The organism is Flavobacterium sp. LHD-85 (genome assembly GCF_030929595.1).
Classification (GTDB): domain Bacteria; phylum Bacteroidota; class Bacteroidia; order Flavobacteriales; family Flavobacteriaceae; genus Flavobacterium.
Genome location: NZ_JAVFVR010000005.1, coordinates 240,170 through 263,031, shown reverse-complemented (window position 1 = coordinate 263,031; position 22,862 = coordinate 240,170). Strand labels below are relative to the sequence as shown.

Genomic DNA, 22,862 nt, shown 5'->3' with positions numbered 1-22,862 from the left:
GAAAATTGATTCAAATAAATTATAATCGTTACTTTTGATCTCAGAATTTTTCCGAAGTTTCGGAACTTAAAAAGCCTTTTATTTATGGAAATCCAATCCAATTTTTCTTTAAAAAATTATAATACTTTCGGCATTGAAGCCAGTGCTAAACAATTTGTTGCCGTTCATTCGATTGCTGAACTAAAAACCATTTTAGAAGAAAATAAAAACGAGAAAAAATTTATTCTTGGCGGCGGAAGCAATATGCTTTTAACCAAAGATATTGACGCTTTGGTGATTCATATTGATTTAAAAGGTAAAAAAACAATTAAAGAAGATGAAGATTTTGTCTGGGTTGAAAGTCAGGCTGGAGAAACTTGGCATGACTTTGTTCTTTGGACGATCGACAATAATTTTGGCGGATTAGAAAATATGTCTCTTATTCCTGGAAATGTTGGTACAACTCCAGTTCAAAATATTGGAGCTTATGGAACCGAAATTAAAGACACTTTTGTTTCTTGCGAAGCCATAAATATTGCTACTCAAGAAATTAAAACGTTCAATAATGCTGAATGTAATTTTGGCTACCGCGAAAGCATTTTCAAAAATGAAGTGAAAGACCAATATATTATTACTTCGGTTATTTTTAAACTGACCAAACGCAATCATAAAATCAATACTTCTTACGGAGATATTTTGGCAGAATTGGCCAAAAATAATATTGCAGAACCCACTTTAAAAGATGTGAGCAATGCTGTAATTGCTATCAGACAAAGTAAATTGCCAGATCCGAAAGAACTAGGAAACAGCGGAAGTTTCTTTAAAAATCCGATTTTGTTGAAATCTGATTTTGAGAAAATCCATCAGAAATTCCCAGAAATGAAATTCTACGAAGTTTCAGAAACTGAAGTAAAAGTTCCTGCAGGCTGGCTGATTGAACAAGCTGGTTTTAAGGGCAAACGTTTTGGAGACGCGGGAGTTCATAAAAATCAAGCTTTGGTTTTGGTGAATTACGGAAACGCAACAGGGCAAGAAATTTTAGCGGTTTCAAAAGAAGTCGAAAAAACGGTTTTTGAAAAATTCGGCATTCAGATTGAAGCTGAAGTAAATGTGATTTAAAACACAAATTTCACAAATTGTCACGAATTTAACCCACTGTCAGACTGAGCGGAGTCGAAGTCTTTATATAAAGCATTTCGACTTCGCTCAATGTGACAAATTGTATAAACAACAAGAACATGTACACACCAGATTTATACAAAAACGAAAATCAGGAAGAAATAAGAGCTTTTTTGAAAGAAAATAGTTTTGGAATCCTTATCAATCAGACTAACGGAAAGTTATGCGCAACACATATTCCGATAGAATTGGAAATGAATGCTGAAGGAAAAGAAATTCTCCAAGGGCATATTTCAAAACTGAATCCGCAAGCAGAAGGTTTTGCGGCAAACGATCAGGTTTTGGCTGTTTTTACAGGTCCGCACAGTTACATTTCTTCATCTTGGTACGATCATGAAAATGTTCCGACTTGGAATTATATAGCCGTACACGTTTATGGAAAAATCAAGATTGTTGACTATGAAGCTTCAGTAGAACAACTTAAAAAACTTGTAGACAAATACGAGGTGAATTCTGAGAATCCTGTCCGCGTTGAAAATTTATCTGAAAAAACAATGCGTGAGGCACGAGGAATTTTTGGTTTTGAAATCGAAATTGAGGAAATTCAAGCTACGAAAAAACTCTCCCAAAACCGCGACGATCACAATTATAAAAACATAATTTCGGAATTGGAAAAAACCGAAAACCCTCAGTCTATTGCTGTTGCAAAAGAAATGTCAAAATGCCGAAAGTAAATCGGCTTTAGCTATTGAATTTAGCGAATTGATAATTACATTTGCAGTCGCAGAACGTGAAATTAATAGAACCAAATAAATCAGATGCTTATATACATATTTTACTTTTTTATTGCTATTGTTGCAGTTCAACTTTTTTATTATCTCGGAGTTTTTGGAAAATTTGCTTTTGCAAAACCACAGCACGTGAAGCCTAAAAATCTTCCTGTTTCTGTAATTGTGTGCGCTAAAAACGAAGAGGAGAATGTAAAGAAATATATTCCGCTTTTGGCACAGCAAGATTATCCTGATTTTGAAGTTGTTTTAATTGACGATGCATCAAGCGATGAAACTCTTGAAGTTTTTGAGGAATTTGAAAAAGAATTCTCTAATATCCGTTTGGTAAAAGTCGAAAACAATGAAGCTTTTTGGGGAAACAAAAAATACGCTTTGACGCTTGGAATAAAAGCTGCAAAAAAAGATTATCTACTTTTTACAGATGCAGATTGTTTCCCAAGTTCTAAAGATTGGATTACCTCTATGACTTCGCAATTTACCATGAACAAGACAATTGTTTTAGGTTATGGTGGTTATGAAAAAGTGGAGCGCTCTTTTTTAAATAAAATCATTCGTTTTGAAACTGTCCTTACAGCAATTCAATATTTTTCATGGGCAAAAATAGGGCTTCCTTATATGGGAGTTGGAAGAAATCTTGCTTATAAAAAAGAAGAGTTTTTCAATGTAAATGGTTTTATTGATCATATTCAAATTCGTTCTGGCGATGACGATTTGTTCATTAATCAAGCAGCCAATAAAGCAAATACTACTATTTCTTATACTCCTGAAAGTTTTACCTATTCAGAGCCTAAGAAAACCTATAAAGAATGGTTTACTCAAAAAAGAAGACATATTTCTACTGCAGAACATTACAAGTTTTTTGATAAAATGCAGTTAGGACTATTTTTCCTTTCACAATTATTTTTCTTTTTATTAGTTATTATACTATTAGCATTTCAATTTCAATGGATTGCCGTATTAGCAATTTTAGCAACACGCTATACAATAGTGTGGACAGTCGTTGGATGTTCAGCAGGAAAATTAAAAGAAAAAGATATTAAAATTTGGTTTCCAGTTGTTGAGATAGCGCTTATATTAACGCAAATTAATATCTTTATAACTAATATCTTTTCAAAACCCGTATATTGGAAATAAATTCTAAAATAGAAAAAGCAAAAAAAGGCGATCAGATCGCCTTTACTTTTTTATTAGATCATTATTGGAATGAGGTGTATTCGTTTATGCTCAAACGCACCGAAAATGAAACCACAGCAGAAGATATTACAATAGAAACTTTCTCCAAAGCTTTTGACAAAATTGCTTCTTACAATTCAGAATTTCAGTTTAATACCTGGCTTATCGCAATTGCAAAAAACGTCTATATTGATTTGCTTCGAAAAAAGAAAACCAATCTTTTTATCGAAATCACAGACAACGAAGACCAACAGGCTTACAACATTGCCGACCCTACTCCATCTGCAGAAGATGCATTAATCAAAGAACAGAATCTTTCTCGTCTGCTTCTATGCATCAAAGAACTCAAACCACATTATCAAGAAGTAATTCAGCTTCGTTATTTTCAGGAAATGTCTTATCAGGAAATTGCGGCTAAGATAGACGAACCATTAAGCAGCGTTAAAGTAAAACTTTTGCGCGCTAAAAAATTATTAGCCGAAATCATTGAACGTAACAGATAATTCACTATCTTTAAATAAAGAATAAATTATTCCTATATTTATTCTTAAAATAAAAACATTTCTACAACATTAAAACTACAACTTTTACGTTGCTAGCTCAAACCTAAAACCTTTTCTGCGTATGATTTAAAGTTACTTAACCTTAAAACCCAAAAATTATGTCTAAATTAAGCATTTATGAAAACAAGTGGACCGATCTTGTTTTCGAGAACAAAAACAAAGAATACGGCGCATATCAATTACGTCAGGAGAATTCCAAAAATTCTGTTACAGCTCTCTTTATGGGTTTATTGTTAATAACGGCTTTAGGAAGTGCACCGGTACTTATTAGTAAAATTATGACTTCACCTGTTGAAGTTGATCCAGAACCTCAGATTTACGAACCAACGATTGTAAACGTTGACCCAATTGTTGTGCCACCGCCACCAGCTCCGCCTGCACCAGTAGTTGAGCAAAGTGCTGTAAAATCAACAGACGCAACTCAATTAATCAATCCAGTGGTGACAAGACCAGAAGAAGCAGTTGATAAAATTGCTTCAAACACGGAAAATGCACCAACTGTAGACAATGCAAATGGAAATGGAACTGCAGTCAACCCAATGCCTACAACAGGAGGCGGAGAAGGTAATGGAGTTGTTGCTTCAGTAGCTCCTAAAATTGAAGGACCTGTTTCTTCTGCAATTTTGGACAAACAACCTGAATTTCCAGGCGGGATTGCTCAGTTTTACAAGTATGTTGGAAACAATTTCCAAAGACCTGAACTTGACGTAGAAAAAACACTTAGAGTGTATGTTTCTTTTGTAGTTGAGAAAGACGGATCGCTTACAGACATTATTGTTAGAAATGATCCAGGTTACGGAATGGGTAAAGAAGCCATTAGAGTTTTAAAATCATTAAAAACAAAATGGGCTCCAGGAATTCTAGACGGAAAACCAGTAAGAACTGCATACAATCTTCCTATTACAATAAAAACAGAAGTCGAATAATATAAATATTTTGAAAAAGTGAAAGAGCAGAACTTCGGTTCTGCTTTTTTGTTACATTTAATTCCTAAATCAAAACTAAAAATCAACTTAATGCCTTTTACTTTTTCGCATCCAGCAATAATTCTTCCTTTGAGATATTTACCAAAATCATGGTTCTCTATAACAGCATTAGTAATTGGAAGCTTAACACCAGATTTTGAATATTTTCTGCGTATGAAAGTTAAAAGCGATTACAGTCACACTTTAAACGGCGTTTTTTGGTTTGATTTACCTCTTGCTCTTTTATTGACTTTTCTTTTTCACAATTTTACAAGAAATCTATTATTTCAAAATCTTCCTTCATTTATCAGAAGCCGAATTCTTGTTTTTACAGATTTTAACTGGAATGTTTATTTTAAAAGAAATTGGCTTATCGTTTTAATTTCTTTATTAATTGGGATATTTTCTCATATTTTCTGGGATGCCTTTACACATAAACACGGTTATTTTGTCAATCAAATTTCAACTTTACAAAACACAACAGCAATCTTTGGAACAGAAATTCCGCTGTGGAAATTGGCTCAGCATTCGAGTACATTTATTGGAGCTATTATCATATTAATAATTTTCTTTAAGCTTCCAACAACATTTGCTTCTCCAGCTTCAATTAACAAACTCTATTGGATTTCTGTAATTTTATTTACCACCTCAATTTTATTTATGAGATTTATAATAAATCCAAAAGCTCTAAATTTTGGAAATTTAGTTGTCACTTTTATATCATCTTTTTTAATTGCAATAACAATAATTCCATTTATAATTAAATTCAAATCAATCCATAAAAATTAACAAAATCCACTACATTTACTCCTTCAAAACGGAAATCATTTTAACTAAATTAAAACAGAGTAATGGGAATATTTTCAGCTATTCTTGGCAACGCAGGTTCAGTAAGCCAAGAAGATTTAATTAAAAAATACGGACAGCTTTTAACTGCAAATGAAGAAATCGAAATGGGTTTCAAACTTATCCGCGACACTTTCATTTTTACTAATAAAAGATTAATCTTAGTCGATGTACAAGGAATCACGGGAAGCAAAACAGAATACAAATCTATTGCTTACAAAAACATTACAAGATTCAGTGTAGAAACCGCAGGAACTTTTGATCTTGATGCCGAATTGAAAATCTGGATTTCTAGCGAACAACACCCAAGCATTGTAAAACAATTCAATAAATCGGTTAATGTTTATGAAGTACAGAAGATTCTCGCTTTTCATGTATTAGGATAAAAAAACAAACCCAGCAAACAGAAATTTGCTGGGTTTTATAATTTAAGAAATAACTCTTACTTCTTTTTTGTCGTCGTTGTTTTCTTTGTAGTTGTAGTTGTCTTTTTTGTCGTTGTTGCAGGAGCTGTATTTACAATTTTCTGCTGTACGTACGGTTTATACAAACCATCTTTTTCCGCTCTTTTCTTAGCATCATCAGCTCTTTTCTGAGAATCTGGATGCGAACTCATCATTTGGTCAATAAATGAAGCTTGAGAGCCTTCGCTCATTTTTGCCAAAATTCTAAAAGCAGATTCTTCAGCATTTACATTGTAACCGTTTTTCTTCATGAAATTGTAAGCAAATAAATCTGCTTCCGATTCTTGTTTGCGGCTGTATTTGCTATCAATAATTGCGCTTCCGATTTTTCCAAGCTGGCTGTCTGTAACTGTTGCTACTGTTGCCGACTGAGAAGCAGCACCATCCATTAATGCCTCTTTCTGGTAAGCAGCGCGAATAGCATCTCTAGAATCGTTGTTTGCTACGTGCCCAATTTCGTGTCCAATTACGGCGATTAATTCATTATCATCCATAATATCCATTAATCCTGAATAAACGCGAACACTTCCGTCTGCAGTTGCAAAAGCATTTACTTCTTTTAATTTATACACTTTATAATTTAAAGTAAATCCGTCTCCAGATGCATGCTTTCCAAAAACACGATTTAATCGTATAGCATAACCATCTGTTGGCCCCGCAATTTCATGCTCTGCATCTAATTTATCTACAGCTTCTTTAGATAATTTTGCTGCATCGGCATTACTAAAAGTAAAGCTAGTAACTCCTTTCTGAACTGCTCCAATTGCTTTATCTCCAAAATTAATCTGCGCAGTCATTTTAGTTAAACCAAATGCTGTAAATAAAAGTCCTACGATTATAAATTTCTTTTTCATATTTTTTATAATTACAATTTAACAACAAATGTAGCATAACAAAATGCTATTTTAATTTCACACAAAACTTGTTTTTCAACAAATAAAGATATGACATTTTTATGAGCTGATAATCAATCTGTAATGGATTTTGATTCTATCCTAAAAAGGAAAAACCGGCAAACTCTTTACATTTGCCGGTTTTTTAATCATGCATTACTTATTTCTTCTTTGCCGCACTTGCTTTCTTTGTTGTTTTAGTTGTCTTTTTTGCCGCAGTTGCAGGAGCAGTATTGACAATTTTCTTCTGCTCATAAGCATGATACAAGCCATCTTTTGTTGCTCTTTTTTGGGCTGCATCTGCTCTTTTCCCAGAATCTGGATGTGAGCTCATCATCTTAGTCATAAAAGATGCTTCTGCTCCTTCGCTCAAATTTTGAAGAATTCTAAAAGCAGATTCTACAGCATTCACATCGTAACCATTTCTTTTCATAAAATCATAAGAGAAATTATCTGCCTCAGATTCTTGTTTTCTACTGTGCTTGCTATCAATCATAGCGCTTCCTATTTGCCCCAGTTGAGATTGAGTAAGAGTTTCTACTTTTCCTGATTGAGATGACGCTGCATCTAACAAAGCTTCTTTTTTATAAGCCGCTTTTATAGCATCTCTTGTATCATGATTAACAACGTGTCCGATTTCGTGACCAATAACAGCTAGGAGCTGGTTATCATCCATAATATCCATTAAACCGGCAAACACACGCACACTACCGTCAGCACATGCAAAAGCATTTATATCTTTTACTAAGTATACTTTATAGTTTAAAGCAACTCCCTCGCTAGCAGTATGTTTTCCAAATAAGCGTTCTAAACGAATTGAATATCCATTTTTTGAATCTGCAACTGGATTGTTTGCATCCAACTCTGCAATAGACTGCTTGGCTAAAGCTGCAGCATCTGCATCACTAAAAGTAAATCCTGAAACGCCTTTACCTAAAGCTCCCATAGTTTTATCTGAAAGTATTTGTGCATTTGTTTTGGTAAAACTTAGAATTGCAAATAAAACTCCTAATACAACAACTCTTTTTTCCATAGTTTTAAAACTGTTAAATTAAGAGCAAAATTAGCACCGCATTAATTTTGCCAGCTCCCAAGAAGCCAAATTTGTAACAGATTAAGACCTAACTTTTATATTCCATAAAAACCAACCGAAATATCAAAATATTAAACAGAAATCAAAAAACACACCTTAAAAAAACATTAAAAAACAATCTATTAACACTTGAATTAAATTATCTTGAATATTCTTTGCAAAGATGATATGCAAAGGAAAAGCAAATAAACATCTCAAAATAAACTACATTCCGTATCTTTGTACTTTGAACATTGATATATGGAAACAGTCACTGAAAATATACAAACCACAAAACCTAAGTGGTTAAAAGTAAAATTACCTATCGGACAAAAATATACTGAACTTAGAGGTTTGGTTGATAAATATAGTTTAAATACCATTTGCACTTCTGGAAGCTGCCCAAATATGGGAGAATGCTGGGGCGAAGGAACAGCAACTTTCATGATTCTTGGAAACGTTTGTACGCGTTCTTGCGGGTTCTGCGGTGTAAAAACCGGTAGACCAGAAACAGTAGATTGGGACGAACCAGAAAAAGTAGCTCGTTCTATTAAAATCATGAATATCAAACATGCTGTAATTACTAGCGTTGATAGAGACGATATTAAAGATGGTGGTTCTATCATTTGGATGGAAACTGTTCGAGCTATTAGAAGAATGAATCCTCAAACTACTCTTGAGACTTTAATCCCCGATTTTCAAGGAATTGAAAGAAATCTTGATCGTATTGTAGAAGCAAACCCTGAGGTGGTTTCTCATAATATGGAAACGGTAAGACGTTTGACTCGCGAAGTTCGTATTCAGGCAAAATATGACAGAAGTTTAGAAGTGCTTCGTTATTTGAAAGAAAAAGGAATCAATAGAACAAAATCTGGAATCATGCTTGGTCTTGGTGAGACTGAAGAAGAAGTTTTCCAAACTATGACTGATTTAAGAAATGCAAATGTTGACGTTGTTACTATTGGACAATATTTACAGCCAAGTAAAAAACATCTTCCTGTAAAAGAATTCATTACACCTGAACAATTTGCCAGATATGAAAAATTTGGTCTTGATTTAGGTTTCAGACACGTAGAAAGCGGACCTCTTGTTCGTTCTTCATATAAAGCACAAAAACATATTTTATAATATATAAAGTTTAACCGTTTAATCGTTTAATTGTAAAACCGATTAAACGGCTAAGCAATTAAACGAATAACAAAACATTGAAAACAAGAATTGCCATTAATGGATTTGGGAGAATCGGGAGAAATTTATTCCGCCTTCTTTTAGATCACCCTGAAATCGAAGTCGTTGCTATAAATGACATTGCAGATAACAAAACCATGTCACATTTAATTAAATATGACAGTATTCACGGTGTTTTGAAAGCTGAAGTAAGTCATGATGAAAATAGCATTATTGTAGATGGCAGGCATTTTTTCTTTTTTCATGAAAAAAATATTTCAAATATAGACTGGAAATCGCATTCTATTGATATTGTAATCGAATCGACTGGTAAATATAAAACGCATGAAGAATTAAATGCGCATCTTGAAGCTGGAGCAAAAAAAGTTATCCTTTCGGCTCCTTCAGAAGTTGATACTATAAAAACAGTAGTTCTTGGTGTAAACGAACATATTTTGGACGGAACCGAAGATATAGTTTCAAATGCAAGCTGTACGACAAACAACGCTGCTCCTATGATTAAAATCATTGAAGAGTTGTGCGGAATTGAACAAGCATACATTACAACTATACACTCTTTCACGACAGACCAAAGCCTTCATGACCAGCCACATAAGGATTTGCGCCGTGCGAGAGGTGCTAGCCAGTCAATTGTTCCAACAACTACAGGTGCAGCTAAGGCATTAACGAAAATTTTTCCTAAATTGCACAATAAAATGGGTGGCTGTGGCATTAGAGTTCCAGTCCCAGACGGTTCATTAACAGACATAACCTTCAATGTAAAACGTGCCGTAAGCATTGAAGAAATAAATAAAGCATTTAAACAAGCCTCAAAAACAAATTTAAAAGGAATATTAGATTACACCGAAGATCCAATTGTTTCGGTTGATGTAATTGGCAACACACATTCTTGTTTATTTGATGCTCAGCTAACTTCGGTTATCGATAAAATGGTAAAAGTTGTAGGCTGGTATGATAACGAGATTGGCTATTCGTCAAGATTGATTGATTTAATTTTACTGATACGAAAATAATAAGATTCATTGTAAAAGCATTGCCATACATGAAATACTGTCTTTTTATTGTTGTTTGTTTTTTTAACTCGTTTTTGTATTCTCAAACCAAAAAGAATACGGATAGTCTTACCTATTATAACAAGCTAGCAAACTCAAATCTTAACAATAAAAAGTACAATCAGGCTGTTTACTATACTGAAAAGTCAATTAATTTTTGCGAAGAAAACGGCAAAAAAGAGAATTTGGCCAATCAGACTTTCAAGCTTGGTAAAATTTATTACAACCAGAGAAAGTATGAAGACGCTTTAACAAACTTTCATAAAACAGTTTCTTTATTTGACACCTTAAAACCAAGCTGCACTAAGGCTTTGGCATTGCATTATATTGGCGTAACCAATACGGCAAAAGGCGATTACAAAACTGCAGCTGTTTATTATTTAAAAGCAAAAGACTTACTGAAGGAACTGAATATTAATGACAGTGCCGAGGTACTGGCTTATCAAAAAGCTTTGGCATTTAAGACTAATAACGACCTTAAATCAGCAGTAAAAACGTTTAAAACCATAGCTGAAAAACCTGATAATAATGCAATTCTAAAAACCAAAGCAGATTCGTATTATCAGCTTGGCCTAATCGAAGGACAGCTAAAAAGAAATGATTCGGCCATTATATATTTCAACAAAGCCTTAGATTACAATGATAAAATCAGTGATCTTCCAAAAAAATCGAAAATTGTTTTAGCGATAAGCCAATACTACAAACAAAATAAGAATTACGATCTGGCTTATTCTTACTTAGATGAGCATTATCAGCTGGAAAATTATCTTTTAAAATTAAAAAATGCTAAAATTGATTTGGACGAATATGAAAAATTCAAAAAAAATCAATCCTTAAATAACACAATTAAAAAAGAAAACGAAGAGAAGTTTCAGCTTAAAACCTACCGTTATTCTAAGTTAGTCAGCATTTTGGCTATTGCCTTAATTTCGATTTTATCGCTTTTGAGTTTAGCTTTATACAAAAACAACATCATTAGAAACCAGAACAATTTATTGCTTCGAGAAAAGAACAAAGAATTGATTTTGGCCAAAAATAAAGCAGAAAAAGCATCAAAGGCTCGATCTGAATTTTTGTCAACCGTAAGCCATGAACTCCGGACACCGTTGAATGCTATTAATGGAATTACACACATCTTGCTGGAAGACAAACCAAAGAAAAAACAATTAAAATATCTTGAATCTTTAAAGTTTTCAGGAAATTATTTAACCACTTTTATCAATGAAATTTTAGAAATCAATAAAATCGATTCGACTAAAGCTGAAGTTGAAAATATCAGTTTTAATTTAAAAGAATTACTTTTTAATATTCAAAGCTCTCTAAAAGAACTTGCAACAGCCAACAAAAACTATTTTAACTTAGAAATAGACAAAGCGATTCCTGACAACTTAATTGGAGACCCCACAAAATTGTCCCAAATCATCCTCAACTTAATCAATAATGCTTTAAAGTTTACTCAGAACGGACATGTAAATGTTATTGCTAAATTGTATTCGCAAGAAGAAGATAACGCGACAGTGTATTTTGAAATCGTCGATACTGGAATTGGAATTCCTGAAGACAAACTCCAAACCGTATTCGAAAGTTTTTCTCAAGGTTCTATTGAAGTAAATAGAAAATACGGAGGAACTGGTCTTGGCCTTACTATCGTAAAAAAACTGATTGAACTTTTAGGAGGCGAAATAAAACTAAAAAGTGAAGTAGGCAAAGGTTCTACTTTTACTTTCAAACTAAATTTCAAAGTCAACAACGAGCCATTGGAAGTAATTGAAGAAGTAAAACTTTATAACGACAAACAATTGAAAAACAAATCTATTTTACTGATTGAGGACAACAAAATCAATCAAATGATCACTCGTAAAATGTTGGAAAATAAAAACATTACTTGCGAGATTGTTGACAATGGAGAAGATGCTGTCGAACTTTTAAAAGTCAAACGCTTCGATATGATTTTAATGGATGTGCATCTTCCAGGCATTAACGGAACTACAGCAACTAAATTGATTCGCGAATTTGACAAAGCGACTCCTATTATAGCATTGACAGCGATATCTCTTGATGAAAATCGAGACATGCTTCTTTCTTACGGAATGGACGATGTGATTACAAAACCGTTTGTTCCAGACGATTTCTATAGTACTATTGCTAAGTTTTTTGATTAATTAAAACTCTAAGTTTCTGAGATACTGAGACTCTAAGTTTTTTAGACACAAATCTCTACATACTCTAGGATCGTAGCATCAAAATCTTGCTGATGGTTGATAAAAGAGCTTTTTATTGGCAGATAATACAATTGATCCACCAACTCCGAGTCTTTCAAACGCACATAATCTTTTTCGGTTGTAATTATTTTTCTCCCGTTTGCTTTATTTCGAATTGAAACTAAGTCTACATCAGAAAAATGATGATGATCTGGAAAAGTGAGACACTCATCGCTTTCATTCTTTAAATAATCAAAAAACGGTTTTGGTTTTGCAATTCCAGCCAGCAGTAATTTTGATTCTGATTTGATTTCGCCAATAGTAATTTTTTCGTTTTTACCGTAAATAAAGATGTCGTAATTTATAAAAGTAAAAAAGACTTGCTGGCCGCTTTTCAATTTCAGCTTTAATCTGATCTCAGTTTGTTCTTCTTCCGTTAAAATTTTAGGGCATTTTGTTACAACCACTATATTGGCTCTTTCTGCTCCGCTTCTACCCTCTCTCAAATTTCCTGTTGGCAGCATAAAATCATCTGAGTATAAATCTCCATAAGAAGTCAGCAAAATATAAAATCCAGCTTTTACTTTTCGGTGCTGATAGGCATCATCCAATAAAATGATTTCTGGCTTTTCGTTTTGAGAAAGCAATTGCTGAATTCCGTTTGTACGATTGGCATCAACTGCAACCATAGCATTTGGAAATTTTTGATAAAACTGAAAAGGTTCATCTCCCAAAATTTCAGCATTCGAATTTTCATCAGCCAAAACAAAACCTTCTGACTTTCTTTTATAACCACGGCTCAAAGTGGCAACTTTATATTTATCAGACAATAAACGGATCAAATATTCGATTTGAGGCGTTTTTCCAGTTCCGCCAACACTTAGATTTCCAACCGCAATTACTGGTAGATCAAATGAAGTCGATTTTAAAATTCCTTTATCAAAAAGAAAATTACGGATTGAAGTTATGAATCCGTATAAAATAGCGAATGGGAAAAGTATTTTTCGAAGTAAGTTCATTTTACGAAAGTATAATTTTTTATACTATTATTAGAAATTATAAAAATATAAAAACTGATAAAATTGTATGCAAAGCAGTTTTTGGTTATCTACAAAAATTAAAAAGAAATGTCAGAAAAAAAACTAAAAACAATAAATTATTGCACTACTTTTAGAACGAATTTTCCTTAAACAATTTAAAATCTAATCGAGAGAATTCTGGTTAGAAAACTAATAGATCATGAAATTTTATTTTACGCTATTCTGTGTTTTACTTTTAAATCTAACTTTTTCACAAAATACAATATCAGGCAAGTATTCCAAAATTGACAACAATGCCTATCCGTTTTTAGACACCATCCTTAAAAATAAGAAAATCGTTTTACTGGGAGAACAATCTCACGGTGACGGAGCTACTTTTGATGAAAAAGTGAATATCATAAAATATCTGCACGAAAAACAGAAATACAATGCTATTGCCTTTGAAAGTGGATTGTATGACCAGTACAAAGCATTTCAAGAATATTCGAAAAAAAAGACTTCGTTCGAGGTTTTCGACCAAAGTATTATAGATATATGGTCTGATACCAAAGCATTTCAAAATTTACTTCTCTATATTGAAGAACGCGCCAAACAAAAAGACACTATAAAGATCTTAGGTTTTGACAGCCAGGAAGGAATTCTTTTTTCGAATCATTTTATGAATGATCTAACTGATTTGATCAAAAACAGAAAAATTAATATTGCAAAAAACAGTTTGACAAGAATAGAAAAAGCTTTTGTTTTTAGAGACTTGGAAAGCATTGCCAACAACAAAAAAGATTCTACCGATTTGTATCAAGATTTTAATGTTCTGGTAAACGCTCTAAAAGAAATACAAAACCCGACTTTTTATGAAAAAATGCTGAAACAGGTCATCAATAGTAAAATTTCTGATGTCAATTTTGAAGTCATGCAATTGCAAAACCAAAAAATTGCGGTTCAAAATCCGAGAGACGAGCAAATGTCAAAAAATTTGATTTTCTTATCTGAAATGTATCCAAATGAAAAAATAATTTGCTGGGGAGCTTCTTATCATTTTTCTAAAAATATCGACCAAACAGAATTTACTGAAGTAACTGAAAGTTATTTGCAAAAGCAGTCAGACATTGAGCTTAAAACCACTGGTTTTACAGATTATATTCCCGGAGAAGGAGCTAAACTTCTTGAAGGAGCATTACCAATGGGTGGTTTTCTAAAAAATTATTTTAAAGATGAAATTTATAGTATTGCGTTTTCTTCTTACGAAGGATTGTACGGACGCGTAGATGGTAAAACTCTTCCAATTCTTACTCCTCCTGAAAATAGCATCGAACAACAAAATGCAAATAAAGGTTATAACAAAGTTTTTTTCGAATTTGACAAGAAAGAAACTAATCGTTATTACTGCTCCGCATTAGGAAACATACCAATAAAAGCAAGATGGAATACCATTTTTGACGGTCTTTTTTTTATTAAAAAATCATATCAGCCTGAAGCTAGATTATTTGAAAAAGAAAATTATGTGCAAACGCAAAACGATGCATTTACAATAAATGGAAAAATAAACGATTTTAAAAATCATAAAATAATTGCTAATGCTGACATCTCAATACCACAAACGAACAAAAATATTCTAGCAAATAAGGAAGGCGTATTTTCTCTGCTAATAGATAAAGCTAATTTCAACAACAAAATTATTGTATCGGCTTTTGGATATATTTCAGATACGATTTCAATTAAAAATCTTGTTGATGCTAATAAACATTTTGTAAAAGTAAAATTAAAACCATTTCATTTTCAAACTATTAATTTAAATGAAGTTGTAATAAGTTCGACCTCAAAACCATTATCTGCAGAAGAAATAGTAGCAAAAGCTCTGATTAATGTTGAACTTAATTGCGATCAGAACCCGTATAATCAGACATTTTTCTTCCGCAATCAAGTGATTAAAAACAATGAAGTTATTTCTCATGACGAATCAATTATAGCAACCTATAATTCAATAGGAATGAAAGGCGTTAATAATCCTGAAGAAAAAATATTTGGAGAAATACAGCAAACTCACGAGATTATTAAAAATACTTCTAAAAACAAACTCGGCAGCATGGCCACTTTTGCTTTTCTGTTTGATCGTGATCTTATTCTGAGCAAAGCCAATGTACTTTATAAACCAGCTTCTTATACGCTAAAAAAAGAAGGCATTGTTCCTTACAACGACCAGAAAGTTTACAAAATAAGCTTCCAGAACAATGAACCAGGTGCATATTCTACGGGTTATGGTTATCCTGCACCAAAAAAGTCATCGGGAGTTTTATATATCGACACACAAACATTTGCTGTATTAAAGTATGAACATTGTGTTACCAGAGAACCATTTGAATTAAAAAATCAGGTTGGTAAAACTGCACAAATGAATCATAAAATCACAATAACATATAAACTATCAGATGGAAAATATTTTATAAATTATCTCAATGTAATCGACAAATCGATTATCACTTCAACGGCTGATAATTCCTTTTTATACGACACCTATAATGTCAACAATCTAATGTCTACAGAAGTTAAAACGATAAATACTGAAAAACTTAATCGACCGCTTTTAAAAATTGGTTTAAATAATTCTATTCCAGAAAATTTAGATTTTTGGAAAAACAATAGTTTTATCTTACCTGATGAAAAAATCATTTTCGATTTATGCTATTAAGCGAAAATAATTCAAGACTAAAGTTTAAAAGAAATCGCAATTAACAACAATGACATTATTTCTTTGATTGTAATAGTTTAGAATTTGGATTACTTTTGTTGTTCACCTTTAACCTTTTGAAACACCAATGAAAATTAAAGAAATAATAGCGGTTCTTGAAGAAATGTCACCTTTGGCTTACGCCGAAGATTTTGACAACGTTGGACTTTTAGTTGGCAATTCGGAAACCGAAAGTACTGGCGTTTTAGTTTGCCACGATGCGCTAGAAAATGTAATTGAGGAAGCAATTGCTAAAAACTGCAATTTGGTAGTTTGTTTTCACCCGATATTATTTTCAGGAATTAAAAAAATTACAGGTAAAAATTATGTTGAACGCGCTATTTTAAAAGCAATTAAAAATGATATTGCCATTTATGCCGTTCATACCGCACTTGACAATCATTCTCAAGGAGTGAATAAAATTTTCTGTGATGCATTAGGTTTAGTGAATACCAAAGTTTTAATTCCAAAACAGAATTTCATTCAAAAACTAATTACTTATACCGTTCCAGATAATGCGGATAAAGTCCGTAAAGCATTATTTGAAGCTGGCGCAGGAACAATTGGCAATTATGATAATTGCAGTTTTAACTCTGAAGGAACTGGAACTTATAAAGGAAATTCAGATAGCAATCCAGTAATTGGTGAACGCCATGAATTGACCGAAACTCAAGAGATAAAAATTGAAGTTACTTTTGAAAAACACTTGCAGTCCCGAATTTTAAAAGCGCTTTTTGCGAATCATATTTACGAAGAAGTAGCTTATGAGATTTATAACTTAGAAAATTCTCATCAAAATATTGGTTTAGGAATGATTGGCGAATTTGAAACTGAAATGGATGAAAAAGAATTTCTTCATTTCGTAAAAGACAAAATGATTGCCGACGGAATTCGCCATTCTGCTTTTTTAGGCAAAAAAATAAAAAAAGTGGCCGTTTTGGGCGGTTCAGGAAGTTTTGCCATAAAAAATGCAATTCAAGCTGGAGCCGATGCTTTTTTGACAGCCGATTTAAAATATCACCAATTTTATGAAGCCGAAAACAAGTTACTTTTGGCAGATATTGGTCATTTTGAGAGCGAACGCTATACAAAAAATTATATTGTTGATTATCTTCGAAAAAAAATTCTTAATTTTGCAATCATTTTATCGGAAGAAAATACAAATCCAGTTAAGTACTTATAAAATATGACGAATACGAAAGAATTAAGTGTTGAGGACAAGTTAAGAGCAATATACGATTTACAGCTTATTGACTCTAGAATTGACGAAATCAGAAACGTTAGAGGAGAACTTCCTTTAGAGGTTGAAGATTTAGAAGATGAAGTTGCAGGTTTGAGCACTCGTTCAGAGAAACTGAAAGGTGAACTTGAAGTGATTGAGGAGCAAATCAAAGCAAAGAAAATTGCTATTGAGGAGCATAAAGAGGTGATTAAAAAGTACACAAAACAACAAGAATCAGTACGTAACAACAGAGAATTTAATTCTTTGACAAAAGAGGTTGAATTTCAAGAATTAGAAATTCAATTGGCTGAAAAGCAAATCAAAGAAATGAAAGCTTCTATCGAGCACAAAAAAGAAGTTATTTCTAATTTAAAAGAAAAACTTGATGCTAAAAGCTCTCATTTAAAACATAAAAAATCTGAATTAGACGCTATTATGGCTGAAACTCAGAAAGAAGAAACTTTCTTAACTGAGAAATCTGCTGAGTATGCTGCACAAATCGAAGACAGATTATTAGCAGCTTACAACAGAATCAGAAGCAGTGTTCGTAACGGATTGGCTGTAGTTTCTATCGAAAGAGGTGCTTCTGCTGGATCTTTCTTTACAATTCCACCGCAAACTCAGGTTGAAATTGCTTCAAGAAAGAAAATCATCACTGATGAGCACTCTGGAAGAATCTTAGTTGATACGCAATTAGCTGAAGAAGAAAAAGAAAAAATGGAACAATTGTTCGCAAAATTCTAATATAAAGTCCCGATTTAATCGGGACTTTTTTTTTTGTTTACTTTGCCACTAATTCCACAAATGGGCACAAATTATTTTTTCAATCTATTCGTTTGAAAATAAAAAATTCGTGCCCATTTGTGTAATTCGTGGCAGACCTTTTTTTACCTTTAGAAAAAATTTAAGTTTTGGGAATTAAAAAAGGAATTCGTTTTATTACATTAAAATCAGTTGGATCTTATATTAATTTTTTGAGTTATGTGCGTCCACAAAAAGCGATGGAACTTTCTTATGCTCTTTTTAGCCAGCCTCGAATTGGCAGATTAAAAAAAGAAGAACTTCCAAAAATTTTGCGACATACAGAAACAGAAACGTTTCATCATAACGAACATCATTTTCAAACTTATATTTGGAAAGGAAATGCAACCAAAATTTTATTAGTTCACGGCTGGGAAAGCAATGCATCTCGCTGGAAAAAGACCTTACCACATCTTCAGAAATCAGGAAGCACCATTATAGCAATTGATGCACCAGCACACGGACAAAGTAGCGGGAAAGAATTTAATGTTCCGCTTTACGCTGAATTTATCAATAAAGCCGTAGAAAAATATCAGCCCGAAATCATCATTGGACATTCTATTGGGGGAGCAGCTTGTGTTTATCATCAATATTTATTTCCAAATACGAGTATTAACAAAATGGTGATTTTAGGAGCTCCGTCAGAGTTAAAAACTTTGATTGACAATTATGTTTCGATGTTGAGCCTGAATACCAAAATGTTTTCTCTTTTAGAAAACAAATTCTTAAACCGATTCAATTTTAAATTAGAAGATTTCTCAGGACAAAAATTCGCATCTGAATTTACTATTCCTGGATTAATTGCGCACGATACTTCTGATAAAATTGTGGCTTTCGCCGAAGGGCAAAAAATAGCCAGCAATTGGAAAAACAGTCAGTTTATCGAAACCAGCGGTTTAGGCCACGGTATGCACGATGATGAATTGTATGATAAAGTGATCGAGTTTCTTTTTGCCGAAGGTTCAAAGTAGCAAAGGCTCAGAGGTACAACGTTTTTCCATAAATCTAAAATCTGAACTCTAAAATCTAAAATTAAAATGATTGCTGTAATTTTTGAAGTCATTCCAAACGAAGGAAAAAAAGAAGAATATCTGGATATCGCTGCAAATTTAAAACCCGAATTAAGTCACATCGATGGTTTTATTTCGATAGAAAGATTTCAGAGTTTAGCTGATCCCGGAAAAATTTTGTCTTTATCTTTTTGGAGAGATGAAGAAAGTATTCAGCAATGGAGAAATCTCGAGATGCATCGTCACGCGCAAGCAAAAGGCAGAAACGAAGTTTTTAAAGATTATCATTTGCGAATTGCAACCGTAGTTCGTGACTACGGAATGTTCGACAGAAAAGAAACTCCTGAAGATAGTTCGATTTTTCATGATTCGTAAAAAAGCTTCTGAGATTCTAAGCTACTATCCCGATAGCTATCGGGACTAAGTTTTTTTCTGAAATCTAAAATTCTAAGAAGTCTAAACTTTTAGCTACTTTTGCAGTATGGAAGAAAATTTAAAACGTCTTAATAAATTTATTGGTGAAACGGGATATTGTTCTCGTCGTGAAGCTGATAAATTAATTGAAGAAGGACGCGTAACAATAAATGGCGCTGTGGCTGAAATGGGGACTAAAGTTTCTCCAGATGATGAAGTACGTATTAATGGAAAATTAATCGTAGAGAAAAATGAAAAATTGGTTTATCTGGCTTTCAATAAACCTGTTGGAATTGAATGCACGACTAACCTTGAAGTTAAAAATAATATTGTTGATTATATTAATTACCCAAAACGTATTTTTCCAATTGGAAGATTGGATAAAGCCAGTGAAGGATTGATTTTTATGACCAATGACGGTGATATTGTAAACAAGATTCTTCGCGCTAGAAACAACCACGAAAAAGAATATACAGTTACGGTAAACAAACCAATTACAGATCGTTTTATTCAGAGAATGGGAAATGGTGTTCCAATTCTGGATACAGTGACTAAAAAGTGTAAAGTAGAACAAATTAGCAAATACACTTTCAAGATCATTTTAACGCAAGGATTAAACCGTCAGATTAGAAGAATGTCTGAATACTTAGGTTATGAAGTTACAGCCTTAAAACGTATTAGAATCATCAATATCTCTTTGGATGTTCCGGTTGGAAGATACAGAGATTTAACCGATGCTGAAATAAAAGAACTGAATCAGTTAATTGAGCCTTCTAGCAAAACGGAAGAAGCGAGTTTTCCTAAAGTTGAAAATGCTGCTTCAAGTGCAACTCCAACTAGAAGAAAAAATTTTATCTCAAAACATGATCCTCGATTTAAAAAAAGAGGAGATAATAAATAAAGAGAATCCCATTCACTAAAATGAATGGGATTTTTTGTTATTTCTTTTCTTTATCTAGAAATTCATAATACAACGCTTTAGACAAAAAATTTGCATTCTGATAGCTTGAAATTAGCTCTTCTTTCATACCTTCATCATAACCACCGCTCAGATTATTTTTAGAAAAATAATCACGTCGAATATCATCATTAAAATTCAAACCACTTAAAAAAACTGGCTCTACACCTTTATTTACTGAAATATTATAATTGGTAACAAGACTTCCCCAATTGATATAACTGCACAAAAGAATTGTTCCATAAAAATACCAAACCATCTGATTGAAAAGGTAAGCGTTCGTTTTTTGTTTTCTTATTTTTTGGAACGAAACTATCAATCCGATAATTGCCAAGATTAAAAAAGCATAAACTCCAAGACGCTTATATGTTAAACCATAAAAAGAAACATATTCTGTATTCTTAATCATAGCGCTTACAATTAAAATTACGTTTAGTGCAAGCCAAACTTTAGCTAAGTTTTTTAAAGATTTAGCTTTCTCGTCAAAATTAAATCCGCCTTTAAAGTAAAATAAGATTACGCCAACTGCCATTAAAATTGAAAAAATTACAGCATTTACACGTTCGTGTGTATCTGCACTTAGATTTGTTTTTTCTACTGCCTCAAAAAATTGTTCATAGTTATAAGTTCCGATAAAAACTAAAAGCATGATGTTTAGCAGAAACAATGTGATTTCGCCGCTTTTTCTTTCGAAGTCCAAATCAAGAAATGAAAATGTACTTTGATTTTTGACTTCAGAAATATTACTGAAATCATTATTCAATTTCGGATTGTAATCGTAACAAGCATCTGGCACCCAATAATTCCAAAAACTGAACGAAATATAAAATCCTAAAATGCACATTGCAATTAATTGTGGCAAATTGACATCTAATTCATAATCTGTAAATAATGAAGAGAAATGATCGCTTCCAAAAGAGTAAACGATAAAAAACAATCCAAGAAAAATGACCGGAATAACAACAAACGCCACTAATTTTTTAGCAAAATCGTTATGAATTTTTCTTTCTGGAAGCCATTGGCTGAAAAGAAAAATACGCCCTACTGATGTAAATCCGTTTAAAATTATTAATGGAAAGATTTGTATCGTTTTGAGTTCGCCATCTTGTGTTTTAAATTGTAAAAACAAAATTGATAATGCTAAGGCAAAAAACGATGCAGCATCTCCATACCACGCAAAGGCAAAACAAGACAAAATAGAAGTCATTACTAAAATAAGATGTGATCTGTCTACAAGCTTTTCTTGAAAAAAATAGCTAATCAATAGTGTAAGAACTACGCCGAAAATAGAAATATTGATTCCGACAGATTCGTTGTAAAAAAGCAGTATGAAAACCGCTGTACATGCCAAGATAATTTGATGTTTTTTCATGATTTTAATTTTTAAAAGTACTTTGTAATTCAAAGTTTTTAGATAAAAAATTTTAGATTCTATGATTTCATTAATTTTTCGAGGTAAGAAAGGTGTTCTTTGAACGCCGCGCGGCCAAGCGGTGTTACCTGATAAGATGTTTTTGGCTTTTTGCCCACAAATTCTTTCTTAATCTCGATATATTCAGATTTCTCCAATGCAGAAGAATGACTTGCTAAATTACCATCGGTGATATTCAAAAGCGTTTTCATCTCGGTAAAATCTACCCAGTCGTTAACCATCAGAACGGACATTATACCCAATCTGACACGGCTTTCGAAATCTTTATTTAGTTTGTCAATAATTCCCATTCAATCATTTGTATTTTTTGAACATTACTAATCCGTACAAGATATGCAGGATTCCAAATCCAAGAATCCAGAAAATCAACCCATATCCGATGTAGAAAAGAGCAATTAATCCTAAACAAAGTTCGCAGAAACCTAAATATTTTACATCAGAAAAAGTATATTTTTCTGCGTTAATAAGTGCCAAACCATAAAAAAGCAAAGTAGATGGTGCAACCAATCCGAAGTATCCGTGATACATTAAAGCCAAACAGAAAACACCTCCTGCAAAAAGCGGAACTGTTAAATTGAAAAGCATCTTCTTAGTCGCAGATGTCCAAATTGGCAGATTGTATTTTCGGCTTTTTCTAATGGTGAAAAAGATTCCGAATGCAAATGCGCAAACTAAAATTCCTATTCCTATCCAGAATAATTCTGAAACCAAATTGGCAGAATACAATCTATGTTCATCATTTATATAATCCATTCCATTTGCTTTGAACAACTGGTATACATAGATTCCACCAATTAGAGCCGAAAGACCTGCGAAAACTCCCGAAAGTCCGCTTAACGATATAAATCTTGAAGAGCGCTCCATCATGGAACGAATATGTGCTAAATCTTCTTGGTGCTTTTGATTCATAATTAAAGTACTTTGCAGTACAAAGTTATCATTTATTTTGAATTG

Annotated in this window: 22 protein-coding genes; 16 read left to right on the top strand and 6 right to left on the bottom strand. The window is 32.7% G+C overall.

Going from position 1 to position 22,862, the window contains the following annotated elements; translation table 11 throughout:
• Window positions 1-84: 84 nt before the first annotated feature.
• From murB to RB618_RS11055, 7 genes are all read left to right on the top strand, one after another.
• The gene (murB, locus tag RB618_RS11085; RefSeq protein WP_308068778.1) at window positions 85-1,098 is read left to right on the top strand and encodes a UDP-N-acetylmuramate dehydrogenase; all 1,014 of its coding nucleotides are present in this window, start codon (window positions 85-87) and stop codon (window positions 1,096-1,098) included.
• 119 nt (window positions 1,099-1,217) lie between these two features.
• Window positions 1,218-1,832: an FMN-binding negative transcriptional regulator gene (locus RB618_RS11080; protein ID WP_308068777.1), complete on the top strand. Its 615-nt coding sequence runs from the start codon at window positions 1,218-1,220 to the stop codon at window positions 1,830-1,832.
• A gap of 84 nt (window positions 1,833-1,916) precedes the next feature.
• Window positions 1,917-3,023 carry a glycosyltransferase gene (locus RB618_RS11075; RefSeq protein ID WP_308068776.1) on the top strand — a complete coding sequence of 369 codons (1,107 nt, stop codon included), beginning with the start codon at window positions 1,917-1,919 and terminating at the stop codon, window positions 3,021-3,023.
• Window positions 3,014-3,565, top strand: coding sequence for an RNA polymerase sigma factor (locus RB618_RS11070; protein ID WP_111424500.1), 552 nt, complete (start codon window positions 3,014-3,016; stop codon window positions 3,563-3,565). The genes RB618_RS11075 and RB618_RS11070 overlap by 10 nt, the downstream gene beginning before the upstream one ends.
• A gap of 158 nt (window positions 3,566-3,723) precedes the next feature.
• A complete protein-coding gene (locus RB618_RS11065; RefSeq protein WP_308068775.1) occupies window positions 3,724-4,551 on the top strand; it encodes an energy transducer TonB in 828 nt (275 codons plus the stop codon).
• 90 nt (window positions 4,552-4,641) lie between these two features.
• The gene (locus tag RB618_RS11060; protein WP_308068774.1) at window positions 4,642-5,379 is read left to right on the top strand and encodes a DUF4184 family protein; all 738 of its coding nucleotides are present in this window, start codon (window positions 4,642-4,644) and stop codon (window positions 5,377-5,379) included.
• 62 nt (window positions 5,380-5,441) lie between these two features.
• Window positions 5,442-5,822: a PH domain-containing protein gene (locus RB618_RS11055; RefSeq protein ID WP_091496369.1), complete on the top strand. Its 381-nt coding sequence runs from the start codon at window positions 5,442-5,444 to the stop codon at window positions 5,820-5,822.
• 56 nt (window positions 5,823-5,878) lie between these two features.
• On the opposite strand, the gene RB618_RS11050 is transcribed toward RB618_RS11055, so the two are convergent.
• Together RB618_RS11050 and RB618_RS11045 are read right to left on the bottom strand one after the other, a co-directional pair.
• A complete protein-coding gene (locus tag RB618_RS11050) occupies window positions 5,879-6,754 on the bottom strand; it encodes a M48 family metalloprotease (RefSeq protein ID WP_308068773.1) in 876 nt (291 codons plus the stop codon).
• Window positions 6,755-6,953: 199 nt separating this feature from the next.
• Window positions 6,954-7,826: a M48 family metalloprotease gene (locus tag RB618_RS11045; RefSeq protein WP_308068772.1), complete on the bottom strand. Its 873-nt coding sequence runs from the start codon at window positions 7,824-7,826 to the stop codon at window positions 6,954-6,956.
• A 300-nt stretch (window positions 7,827-8,126) separates the two neighbouring features.
• Here RB618_RS11045 and lipA point away from each other — a divergent pair, with 300 nt between their 5' ends.
• From lipA to RB618_RS11030, 3 genes are all read left to right on the top strand, one after another.
• Window positions 8,127-8,993: a lipoyl synthase gene (gene lipA, locus RB618_RS11040; RefSeq protein WP_095929418.1), complete on the top strand. Its 867-nt coding sequence runs from the start codon at window positions 8,127-8,129 to the stop codon at window positions 8,991-8,993.
• Window positions 8,994-9,070: 77 nt separating this feature from the next.
• Window positions 9,071-10,066, top strand: coding sequence for a type I glyceraldehyde-3-phosphate dehydrogenase (gap, locus tag RB618_RS11035; protein WP_308068771.1), 996 nt, complete (start codon window positions 9,071-9,073; stop codon window positions 10,064-10,066).
• A gap of 29 nt (window positions 10,067-10,095) precedes the next feature.
• Window positions 10,096-12,267, top strand: a complete 2,172-nt coding sequence (locus RB618_RS11030; RefSeq protein WP_308068770.1) for an ATP-binding protein — start codon at window positions 10,096-10,098, stop codon at window positions 12,265-12,267.
• Between the two features lie 41 nt (window positions 12,268-12,308).
• Here RB618_RS11030 and lpxK read toward each other — a convergent pair whose 3' ends face one another.
• Complete coding sequence (gene lpxK, locus RB618_RS11025; RefSeq protein WP_308068769.1) at window positions 12,309-13,325, bottom strand: tetraacyldisaccharide 4'-kinase; 1,017 nt, start codon at window positions 13,323-13,325, stop codon at window positions 12,309-12,311.
• A 220-nt stretch (window positions 13,326-13,545) separates the two neighbouring features.
• Here lpxK and RB618_RS11020 point away from each other — a divergent pair, with 220 nt between their 5' ends.
• The 6 genes from RB618_RS11020 to rluF all read left to right on the top strand — a co-directional run bounded on the left by RB618_RS11020 (window position 13,546) and on the right by rluF (window position 20,419).
• Complete coding sequence (locus RB618_RS11020) at window positions 13,546-16,032, top strand: erythromycin esterase family protein (protein ID WP_308068768.1); 2,487 nt, start codon at window positions 13,546-13,548, stop codon at window positions 16,030-16,032.
• A gap of 127 nt (window positions 16,033-16,159) precedes the next feature.
• Window positions 16,160-17,254 carry a Nif3-like dinuclear metal center hexameric protein gene (locus tag RB618_RS11015; protein ID WP_308068767.1) on the top strand — a complete coding sequence of 365 codons (1,095 nt, stop codon included), beginning with the start codon at window positions 16,160-16,162 and terminating at the stop codon, window positions 17,252-17,254.
• Window positions 17,255-17,257: 3 nt separating this feature from the next.
• Window positions 17,258-18,037, top strand: a complete 780-nt coding sequence (locus RB618_RS11010; protein ID WP_091496387.1) for a zinc ribbon domain-containing protein — start codon at window positions 17,258-17,260, stop codon at window positions 18,035-18,037.
• A gap of 167 nt (window positions 18,038-18,204) precedes the next feature.
• Complete coding sequence (locus RB618_RS11005; protein ID WP_308068766.1) at window positions 18,205-19,065, top strand: alpha/beta hydrolase; 861 nt, start codon at window positions 18,205-18,207, stop codon at window positions 19,063-19,065.
• Window positions 19,066-19,131: 66 nt separating this feature from the next.
• The gene (locus RB618_RS11000; RefSeq protein ID WP_308068765.1) at window positions 19,132-19,479 is read left to right on the top strand and encodes an antibiotic biosynthesis monooxygenase; all 348 of its coding nucleotides are present in this window, start codon (window positions 19,132-19,134) and stop codon (window positions 19,477-19,479) included.
• Between the two features lie 106 nt (window positions 19,480-19,585).
• Window positions 19,586-20,419 carry a 23S rRNA pseudouridine(2604) synthase RluF gene (gene rluF / locus RB618_RS10995; protein WP_308068764.1) on the top strand — a complete coding sequence of 278 codons (834 nt, stop codon included), beginning with the start codon at window positions 19,586-19,588 and terminating at the stop codon, window positions 20,417-20,419.
• 37 nt (window positions 20,420-20,456) lie between these two features.
• Here the strand turns inward: rluF and RB618_RS10990 are convergent, their stop codons facing one another.
• From RB618_RS10990 to RB618_RS10980, 3 genes are read right to left on the bottom strand one after another with little or no spacing between them, the layout of a single operon-like run.
• On the bottom strand, window positions 20,457-21,848 hold the full coding sequence (locus tag RB618_RS10990) for a DUF4173 domain-containing protein (protein ID WP_308068763.1): 1,392 nt from the start codon (window positions 21,846-21,848) through the stop codon (window positions 20,457-20,459).
• Window positions 21,849-21,907: 59 nt separating this feature from the next.
• Window positions 21,908-22,198, bottom strand: coding sequence for a transcriptional regulator (locus RB618_RS10985; protein ID WP_008464519.1), 291 nt, complete (start codon window positions 22,196-22,198; stop codon window positions 21,908-21,910).
• A 4-nt stretch (window positions 22,199-22,202) separates the two neighbouring features.
• Complete coding sequence (locus RB618_RS10980) at window positions 22,203-22,817, bottom strand: hypothetical protein (RefSeq protein WP_111363225.1); 615 nt, start codon at window positions 22,815-22,817, stop codon at window positions 22,203-22,205.
• Window positions 22,818-22,862 lie beyond the last annotated feature (45 nt).